The organism is Streptomyces murinus, from assembly GCF_002154555.1.
Taxonomy (GTDB): domain Bacteria; phylum Actinomycetota; class Actinomycetes; order Streptomycetales; family Streptomycetaceae; genus Streptomyces; species Streptomyces murinus.
Genome location: NZ_MUNF01000935.1, coordinates 1 through 1,091 on the forward strand (window position 1 = coordinate 1; position 1,091 = coordinate 1,091).

1 protein-coding gene is annotated in these 1,091 nt (G+C 74.2%); it reads right to left on the minus strand.

The annotated features are described in order from the left end of the window. Positions 1–363: 363 nt before the first annotated feature. On the minus strand, positions 364–1,091 hold a 728-nt coding region (locus CCN72_RS36730), incomplete at its 5' end, for an RNA polymerase subunit sigma-70 (RefSeq protein ID WP_086812646.1).

The following is a 1,091-nucleotide window of genomic DNA, read 5'->3' on the forward strand; positions in this document are numbered from 1 at the left end:
TCCCGGGGGAGGAGCTGGTCAATGTGATTCAGGTGATGCCGGTCGCCGGCCGCCGGTGTCCACGCGGGGATGAACCCGGCCGGCGCGATGAGTTGGGCCCGCGGCGGCCGTCCATCCCCGCGTGGACACCGAGGAACCCCCTGTGCTGGTACTGCCCGAGGCCGTCGGCCGCGACGGGATACCGGCGCTCTGCGACGCCGTACGGTCCGCACTGGAGCGCACCGGCGACGGCGCCCGCGTCGTCGTCTGCGACACGGACGCGCTCGGAGCGCCGGACCTCGCCCAGGTGGACCTGCTGGCCCGCCTGGAACTCACCGCCCGCCGTCCGGCGGCCGCATCCGGCTGCGCGCCCCCGCCCCCGCGCTACGCGCGCTCCTCGCCGCCGTCGGACTCCGCTTCCAGACGGAGGGGCAGTCCGAAGAGGGGGAACCAGCGCGAGGTGTCGAGGAAGCAGTGGAAACCGGTGATCCGGCCCGCTGACAGCTCCAGCACCTGCACCGCCCAGGGGCTGAACCCGCCGCTGTCCGGGTCCGGCTTGTAGTGCGCGAAGGCGGGCAGTCCGTTCGCCCGCACCGGCACCAGCCGGGAAGCGGCGCAGGACGCCCCGATCGTGCTCATGAAACCGGTGATGTCGGCCGGGCCGCGCAGCCACAGGTCGAACGGCGGCATCGTCATCACCGCGTCCTCGTGCAGCAGCGCCGTCAGCGCCGCCATGTCATACCCCTCGAACGCCCTCACATAGCGCTCCAGCAGCTTCTGCTGCTCCTCGTCCAGCGGATCGGACACCTCGCCCGCGCCGCCCGCGGCCGCCCGCTCGGCGAGCGTGGCCCGCGCCCGCTGCAACGCGCTGTTGACCGAGGCCACCGAGGTGTCCAGCAGCTCCGCGACCTCGCTCGCCCGCCACGCCAGCACCTCGCGCAGGATCAGCACCGCCCGCTGCCTGGGCGGCAGTTGCTGGAGCGCCGCCATGAACGCCAGCCGGATCGACTCCTTGGCCACCGCCGCCTCCGCCGGATCCGCCACCGCGGGCAGCACCCGCGCGTCCGGCACCGGCTCCAGCCAGGTGTGGTCCGGACGCGCGGGTGCTGCCC